Raw genomic sequence first — 8,213 nt, forward strand, 5'->3', positions numbered from 1 at the left:
ATAACAGGATGAATCATAATTATGTTACAAAAAGCCGATATATCTTTTGAGGCGCACTATCTGCAAACGACGTTAGGACCAATGACTATTTTAAAATCACCTGCTGGTATTAGTATCAAGGAAGCCATCAATTATCAAAATAAACCAATCATTACCTGCAATTGTTACTATTCTGAAAGTGATCGGTATAGTTATCAAGTGATCTATGTTGTGCTTGAGCCTGATTTACAAAATCCTACATACTACCTAGAATCTGATGGTATCTTGCCAGAATTTTTCATCAATCCAGAGGGTAAGCTTTACACTGCTATCGAGGTTTATCATCCAGATAAAGATGGTTTAATTATTATGGTTCCTTGCTTTGACCGCGATAATATTATCTATCCTAAACCTAAAAAATGACACTTGGTGATTATATTGGTATTTACCATGATTTTGCTATATTTAAGTATGTCGATATTTTTTCAGACAAACAATTAGATAAACTGATTGCGGTTGAATTTAAAAATGGTGATCTTAAAAAAAGTTATACTACAAAAATTCCTTTTCCAAAATATAATCAATCCTTTATAAATAATGACAATAAACAAATTAATATTATTGCCAAAAGTGAAGAAAATTGTTGGCTGCATCGTCAAATTGACGAAAAAGGTACCGTATTACAATCAAGAATAATTGATATAGCCTGTAATGATTATCCGAATTGTGTTTTAAATTTGAGTTTTTACGAATCATCATGTGTAGTAACTCACGGCGAGGGTGGAATTTTTTATCTAATCACTCTTACCCCACAAGGTGAAGCGACACGAGATAAGTTATTTGATGTAGGTTCTCCTCTATTTTGGGTCTGAGAACCATTAAAAATTGCCACTGAAACATTTGTGATTCGTTTTAGTATAGAAACAGGAAACGGCTGGATAACCTTGCGAAACAATAAAGTAATAGAGGCATTTTTACAACAGCAAGCTGGCAAATTTACTAACTTACTTACTAATGAAATTATTATATTATATGAAGAAAAATTAATTATTTAGGATGTGATCTCCTGCCAAAATAATAGCTATACACTGGTGTTTTATGATTATCAAGAAGATAGAACTAAACGGAATACAACATTGTTTGTTTTAAAAAGAACGCTTGATTAAATCTGTTTTTGTTGATGTCAGGATTAAGCGAGTTTGCTTAATGATAGATAATTACGAGCTGATTAAGTACAATAGAGGCTAATATTCGTTTAATTCAAGGATAAAGTATGTATACAGGTATTGTGCAGGGGGTTGGTGAAATTATTGATATCATCGATCAAGATAAATTACGTACTTATAAGGTAAAATTACCAGCAAAACTAACACAACATATCGAAATAGGTGCATCCATTGCTAACGACGGATGTTGTTTAACCGTGACTGATTTTAAAGATGATTGGGTTACCTTTGACATAATGCAAGAAACTTTAGCGCTTACTACATTAGGTGATAAAAATATTAATGATCTGGTCAATATTGAGCGTAGTGCTAAATACGGCGATGAAATAGGTGGCCATATTATGTCTGGGCATATATCTTGTACGGCCACAATTGTTGATATTCAAAAAACTGCAACGAATTGCCAAATGACTTTAGAATTACCACATAAATTTACCAAGTATGTTCTCTATAAAGGTTTTATTGGCATCGACGGTGCTAGCTTAACAGTGGGTGATGTAATGGATAATCGTTTTAAAATTAATTTAATTCCTGAGACACTTGCGATTACCACTTTAGATAGTAAAAAAGTAGGAGATAGAGTTAACATAGAAATTGATTCACAGACTCAAGCAATTGTTGATACCGTTGAAAGAGTTTTGGCGGAAAGAAAGTAATATATATTTTTTAGATTAAATAATTAAAAAGATTATCATTATAATTTTAAAAAATTTTGTTTTACTGACTCTCGAATATTTTAAACGTATTAATTTACTATTACTTATCTTATATTTAGGTTAAGGCTTTATTATTAAAGCCTTAACAGCTATCCAGATATTCCCTAATGTCTAACAACCGGTTACTTCCTATTTTTCTATTGCTAATTTTTATATAAATCATTTTCTTCATTAAGAATAGTTGATTATTTCTGTCAAAAAGTTTCAGGTTATGCATACGTTTCAGTAAAAAACTAATTTTTAAAGATAATGATTGAATATCAATTTATACAAAATTCGTGAAGTATAAATCCTACCCAACCTTTTTTGCTACTACTCAGAAATCAATTTTTAACTGGTATTGCGTTAATTTATTACTGTCATTACTAAGTTATCTATCTAATTTAAATTAAATTTTTTTCAAAAAAAGATTGCAAATTATGCAGAATAATGTATGTTTACAAACATATTTTAGATTATTTTTTATCACAAGTTAATTTCATAGCGTTATAACTTATGGACTATATTTGTGATGTTCATGTTTAGCTTAAATAAACAAATAATACTTAAAATGACATGTAAGGCATCGGAGAACAACAATCCTAAATTTAAAGATGTCTTTAGTGTTACCATATTACGTTTAATAAATAATTATTATAATAACTTCATAGTTTAAGGAATGAACAATGACATTATCACCAGTAAAAAAATGGACATTTCCAGTTATCATTAATAGTAAAAAAGAACCTCTCACTGCTGATGACTATCATGCAGCATTAATGTCAACTTCAACAGGATTTTATCCAGTTAGCGTCACTAATCTTATGCATATGGGTATTCACTTTGATAAAACGGTACTTAAAGAATTAGGTGATGAAAACGAACGAAAGGTTCATTGTATTGCCGATGGTGAAGTAGTTGCTTATCGAATTAATGGTAACTATCAAAATATTAGCTACGGAGATACAGTTGCTTACTACTCAACAGGTTTTGTTTTGGTACGTCATCTACTCGAAATGGAGCGAGTTGAAGAAAAAAAACAACCAACAGAGCCTAATACCGAAAATAGTTCAACAACAGAAAAACCTGCTGAAGATAATTCTCCCGCATCTTCTGCTTCTAAGGCAAATGATACTGCAACTTCAACTAATTCAACGGCAGATAAAGCTGGTACTACATCAGAAAACAAACCAGCCGAAGCTGAAAAAGAAAAGCTGCCGCCGCATCAACTCTATTTTTATAGCCTTTATATGCATCTGGCCGATACTGCTTTTTATGATAAAAATTCTAAAATGCCAACACCTGCATTTTGGGAACAAGATATTTATCGTGTATTACCTAACCATAAGGAGTTGAATAAGGTCGAAGGGTTATGTATTCGCGATAAAGCGGACAATTCAAAAAATGACAGTATATTAGCGGTATTACAAGTCGGTACCAAAGTAAATTTAAATCTTGATTTACATGACGAAAATCATAACTGGTATGCTGTTACAAGTTTAGCGGAAGGTTATTCCTCTATTCCCGAGTTAAAATCAATCAAACACACTCAAGGTGAAAGTCAAATAGACATTTTAGGTTGGATTTTTATTGGTAAAGAGGTGACTTCGCTAGAATTTGAAATTTTAGAATTAAAAGCGCACGAAAAACTTCTTTCTGATCAGTCTGAAAAAATTAGCATACTAACAAAAGAATTTAATACTAATTGGGTGAAATCTAAAGGATTAAGAGTTCGAAAAGATAAAAAAATCTTATCAATGCTACCTGGAGGAACCCAAGTTAAAATATCGGGAAATAAAAAAGCAAAACATTTTGTTGAGTTAACTGAAGTGATTCGGGATGGTAAACCCACCATTCCTTTACCAAAGGGAAACACAAAAATTTGGTTTGATTGCCTTGAAAGAATTTCCCGAGGTAAAAAATACAATGAAGTGGTTGTATTAGATACACCATCTCCAATAAAAGCAGGTGATTTGATTGGGCATATTGGGCATGACCATACCCCTCAGATATCACTTTCCCAGAACAGTGCTGAAATTAAATGCGAAACCAACTTGCATGTTGAATGTTTTACCTGTGATGACCTGCCTAACTTTATTGCACAAACTCGTGCAGAGGCCAGTAAACTTCCTGAGGAAGAGAAGACCTTATTAGGTATTTCGAAACAAGCAAAACTACTTAAATCACCGAAAGATGCAGACACAGATGTGGGGCAACATACTGAGATTAAAGTAATCAGTAAAAATATCAATATCAAATGGTTACAAGTCGAAATCACAGTATCCAAAACTAAGAAAAAAACGGCATGGATAGAAAATAGTGAAGAGATATCAAAAAGCATAAATGCAAAGGGTAATATCACTTTAGCGACTGATAAAAAAGCCTGGAGTGAATATCCATTACAGGCAAGCGAATTATCGAATAACAGTTCGATTATTGATACTCCATTATTACTTGATATTAATAATGGGGTCTTTAAAAAGTTGAGTCATCGGGCTGTTGATAAAGATGGAACATTATGGGTTTATATTGAGCATGCTCTTGATAAAAATAATGCTCCTATCCGTGGCTGGTTAGTTATAAATAAAGAAAATGTAAAAAAAGTGAGTTGTTGGGATTGGTTTGATTTTAAGCAGATAGAGGAAAAGGCGACTACAAAAGAGTTTTATTTAGATGTTAAAAAGTCTTCATCTAGAGATAATGCATCTCTTGAAGCCTATAAACCGACGCTAAAAGAGACGTTAACAATTTTAGATAGGCAATATCATTTAGACCAAAAAAAATATGCCAAAATAGATGCAAAAAGTTTCAACGGAATCAAAGATAAACCACAATTATCATCGGCACTTTCACGTTTACTGATTCAGAGCGAAAGTGAATGGTATAGTGAAATGGATGCACAAGGTAAAATGCCCAAATGGGATGCCTTAGACAGTGAATTTAACGAGAAAGCAAAAAAAGCCTTGGGTTATTTAGAAGATGGTGATGTTGCAAAATGTGATGCTTATATAAGTACATTACCCGAAAACGAACAAGAATCAGTAAAAAGAGGATTACTATTAAAACGTCAAGAATTGGAAAAAAAGGGAATCAATAATAATAAAACAATTGAAGACTCATTTTATACAGAATTAAAACTACAAGTAGCACGTTGGGATAATGAAAAAGAAAAGATAAAAAAAATGTTATGGTGGGATGATGTTGTAAAAGGTTTAGCGAAACAAAATAATACAAATGCTACAAATAGCAATTCAGCTAATAAATCATCTACTTCAGCCAAAGTAAAACCTCCAGCTGAATTTTGCTCTAAGGGGAAAGCATGGTTTATTAATCCGATAATAATGGAAATGTTTAAATTTACAAAGAATAATTTAACAATTGTAATTGATCCTGGTCATGGATATACAAAAGGAACTTCAGGTGCATCAGCTAAAATTTATGAATATAAAATAGACAAAAATAAAACAGCAAAAGCAGATATCACAAATTTACCACAAAAAGTTATTGATAACACAAATTTAATTGTGGGTGATGAGGAGGATCCAGATAGAAATGAAAGAGGTTTAGTGTTTGATGTATCAATAAAACTCAAAGAATTACTCAAAGCAAACGGTTATAATGTTATTCTCACCCGAACACAGAGGAAAATTGATGGAACAGATGATCCAAAGACTAGACAAGCTAGAATTGCCCTGACTAATAAAAATAAAGCCGATTATTTTATTTCCATACATGCTGATGGATCTACAAAGTATTCTGATTCAGGAGCTCACGTAATATATCCTAATACAACAGATAGCAAAGTTGTTGCACTTAGTAAAGAATTAGCAAAAGATATATTTAGTTATTATACTGTGGTACCTGTTGAGCCATCTTCCCCTAAGAAAGATGTAAGAAATCTTCAAGTATTAAGAAATTCAAATAAAACCAATCGGAAAGTTCTCATTGAATTAGGATTTGTTACATCACCTAAAGATGCAAAGGCCTTATTTTCAAATATTGATTTAATTGCTCAACAGCTATATAAGGGATTACTAAAAAATTTAAAAAAATATCATTAAAGGTTGCATAATGAAAAGAATAATTTTTTTATCGCTCATTCCATTATTTTGGGTTAATAATGTTTTTGCGAATAATCAAAAGGAACACATTGATATTCGTGCAGCACGGTCAGCCGCTAATCATAGTGATCCTTTTTGTTACTCTTTACGCATTGATTATTATCCAAATGGTCAAATTAAAGAACAAGGTTGCCAAGGTCATTATAATGCGGCAGGTATTTCTGTAGGTAATTGGTATGAATATGATTTATTAGGTATGCCTGTTCGCACGAATTATTATCATCCTGATGAGTTTGGCAAAGATTATAAGATCACTACAACTTATGATAAGAATGGTAAGGTGTTAACTAAAAAAATATATAATTATGCTAATTTATATGAAACAGAGGAAGAAGAACTTAATGAAATACCTCAATAAAAAATTTATTACAGCAGTCGGATTAACTTGCATTTTGTTGGTAATAAATCTTGCAAAGGCTGATATTGATAACGAAAATAATTTAATCATTAAAGCAGAAAATGGAGATAAGGTTGCTCAGTATCATTTAGCAAATTTGTTGTTATCGAAAAACGTTGATGAAGAATATAATGATAAAATTTTTTATTGGTATCAGCAATCAGCAGAACAAGGATATGTAGAAGCTGAATTTGCTTTATCGGTTATTTATTCAGAGCGCGGTGACTCTGAAAAATCGTTTATTTGGTTAGAAAAAGCCGCAAAACAAAATCATGCAAAAGCTCAATATGAATTAGGCATAAATTATCGATTTGGATTTGATGTTAAATCAGACAGTTCAAAAGCATTATATTTTTTAGAAAAATCGGCTCAACAAGATTATATACCTGCGCAAGTTGAATTAGGTAATTTATATTTAACAACTAGTGGATTGGGTTCAGATTTAGATAGCTACAAAAAAGGAGTTTATTGGTATAAAAAAGCAGCACAAAAAAATAATGCGTTTGCTCAACTTAACTTAGGTATTATTCAAATGGCTCAATCAAATTACCAGCAAGCATTATTGTGGCTTAATCAAGCTTGCAAAAATGATTTAACCGATGCTTGTCAACTGGCTTCTAAGATTAAGACAAAAAAAATACGCTCTAAAAATAGATAATTGTCTATTTGATTTTCGGATAAAGGTGAATATTTCTAGAGATTAATCCAAGTTGATAAAAAAATACTTATAAATAATCATTAACAATTTAATCATGAACGTTGTTGGTGACAAGGCTGAATCTAACAAATTATATACAAAGGATAATTATCTATATTCCCTTGTTTTAGATGGTAATCCTCATAAAAAATAAGGCAATTCTATGAAATTTCTAGTTTTAATTTTATTGATTTTTCCTAAATTACTATTGGGTCAAGAGGTATTTATTGACTCTTCAAATAAAGAATATTTATATTTAGGAAGTACACAAAATAATGAACAGTTATCCAGAGCCATTATCAGTACCAAGTCGTTTGGGAGAATGTTGGTCAATGGATTTTATGAGTGATAGTTCTCAAAATCACCGCCGATTTAAAACCTTTAATGTTATTGATGACTTTAATCGAGAGGCATTAGGCATTGATATTGCGGTCAGTTTATCGGCAGGTAGAATTACCCGTTATTTAGACAGACTGGCTCAATATCACGGTTATCCATTAAAAATACGCGTTGATAATGGCACAGAATTTACCTCAAACAGATTTACAAGCTGGGCAAAATCACATGGAATAACCCTAGATTACTGATCCTCGCCAAAAAAGTGGACAAAAGTCGCCTCTATGATATAAACAAAAATCATAGGAGACAAATATCATGGTCAAAAAATTTAGTATCGAATTCAAACAACAATCAGTGGATTATGCGTTATCTAATGCACACCTTTCTATCAGCGAACTTGCCAACCATCTAGGTGTGGGTAAATCAACCCTAGATAAATGGATTAGGCAACTTTCCCCGAATAAAACCAGCCGTCGAGAGTTAACGGCTGAGCAACAGCGGATTATGGTGTTAGAAAAAGAGATTAAAGAACTGAAAATGGCCAATGATATACTAAAAAAGGCGCATGTGTACTTCATCAACAATCCAAGTCGGTGAAGTACGCTTATATGAAAAACCATTTAATCTGCTATCCCGTTACTAGGATATGCTCATTACTTGGTGTCAGTTCATCAGGTTATTATGCTTGGTTAAAAAGAGCAAACAAATCAACCAAACTCAGCGAGTATATCCAAAAGCAGTATTGGCAACATAAAGCCC

Annotated in this window: 8 protein-coding genes; all 8 read left to right on the forward strand. The window is 31.9% G+C overall.

Annotated features, from left to right (window positions below):
• Nucleotides 1-21: 21 nt before the first annotated feature.
• The 8 genes from H3T96_RS02955 (at nt 22) to H3T96_RS02990 (ending at nt 8,051) form a co-directional block, all read left to right on the forward strand.
• Nucleotides 22-402: a hypothetical protein gene (locus tag H3T96_RS02955; RefSeq protein ID WP_144091242.1), complete on the forward strand. Its 381-nt coding sequence runs from the start codon at nt 22-24 to the stop codon at nt 400-402.
• The gene (locus H3T96_RS02960) at nt 399-851 is read left to right on the forward strand and encodes a hypothetical protein (protein WP_144091243.1); all 453 of its coding nucleotides are present in this window, start codon (nt 399-401) and stop codon (nt 849-851) included. Before H3T96_RS02955 ends, H3T96_RS02960 begins: the two co-directional genes overlap by 4 nt.
• 401 nt (nt 852-1,252) lie before the next feature.
• Complete coding sequence (locus tag H3T96_RS02965) at nt 1,253-1,861, forward strand: riboflavin synthase subunit alpha (protein WP_144091244.1); 609 nt, start codon at nt 1,253-1,255, stop codon at nt 1,859-1,861.
• A gap of 725 nt (nt 1,862-2,586) precedes the next feature.
• Nucleotides 2,587-5,961, forward strand: coding sequence for an N-acetylmuramoyl-L-alanine amidase (locus tag H3T96_RS02970; RefSeq protein ID WP_144091245.1), 3,375 nt, complete (start codon nt 2,587-2,589; stop codon nt 5,959-5,961).
• Between the two features lie 10 nt (nt 5,962-5,971).
• On the forward strand, nt 5,972-6,379 hold the full coding sequence (locus H3T96_RS02975) for a hypothetical protein (protein WP_144091246.1): 408 nt from the start codon (nt 5,972-5,974) through the stop codon (nt 6,377-6,379).
• Complete coding sequence (locus H3T96_RS02980; protein WP_186279202.1) at nt 6,363-7,076, forward strand: tetratricopeptide repeat protein; 714 nt, start codon at nt 6,363-6,365, stop codon at nt 7,074-7,076. The genes H3T96_RS02975 and H3T96_RS02980 overlap by 17 nt, the downstream gene beginning before the upstream one ends.
• A gap of 314 nt (nt 7,077-7,390) precedes the next feature.
• Nucleotides 7,391-7,702 carry a DDE-type integrase/transposase/recombinase gene (locus H3T96_RS02985; RefSeq protein WP_144091248.1) on the forward strand — a complete coding sequence of 104 codons (312 nt, stop codon included), beginning with the start codon at nt 7,391-7,393 and terminating at the stop codon, nt 7,700-7,702.
• A 67-nt stretch (nt 7,703-7,769) separates the two neighbouring features.
• Nucleotides 7,770-8,051 carry an IS3 family transposase gene (locus H3T96_RS02990; protein ID WP_025315588.1) on the forward strand — a complete coding sequence of 94 codons (282 nt, stop codon included), beginning with the start codon at nt 7,770-7,772 and terminating at the stop codon, nt 8,049-8,051.
• Nucleotides 8,052-8,213 lie beyond the last annotated feature (162 nt).

This window comes from Gilliamella sp. W8136 (assembly GCF_016101285.1).
Taxonomy (GTDB): Bacteria; Pseudomonadota; Gammaproteobacteria; order Enterobacterales; family Orbaceae; genus Gilliamella; species Gilliamella apicola_N.

Coding starts and splice junctions, on each gene's coding strand:
- H3T96_RS02955 (WP_144091242.1), top strand. CDS start 22: ATGTTACAAAAAGCCGATATATCTTTTGAGGCGCACTATCTGCAAACG.
- H3T96_RS02960 (WP_144091243.1), top strand. CDS start 399: ATGACACTTGGTGATTATATTGGTATTTACCATGATTTTGCTATATTT.
- H3T96_RS02965 (WP_144091244.1), top strand. CDS start 1,253: ATGTATACAGGTATTGTGCAGGGGGTTGGTGAAATTATTGATATCATC.
- H3T96_RS02970 (WP_144091245.1), top strand. CDS start 2,587: ATGACATTATCACCAGTAAAAAAATGGACATTTCCAGTTATCATTAAT.
- H3T96_RS02975 (WP_144091246.1), top strand. CDS start 5,972: ATGAAAAGAATAATTTTTTTATCGCTCATTCCATTATTTTGGGTTAAT.
- H3T96_RS02980 (WP_186279202.1), top strand. CDS start 6,363: ATGAAATACCTCAATAAAAAATTTATTACAGCAGTCGGATTAACTTGC.
- H3T96_RS02985 (WP_144091248.1), top strand. CDS start 7,391: ATGAACAGTTATCCAGAGCCATTATCAGTACCAAGTCGTTTGGGAGAA.
- H3T96_RS02990 (WP_025315588.1), top strand. CDS start 7,770: ATGGTCAAAAAATTTAGTATCGAATTCAAACAACAATCAGTGGATTAT.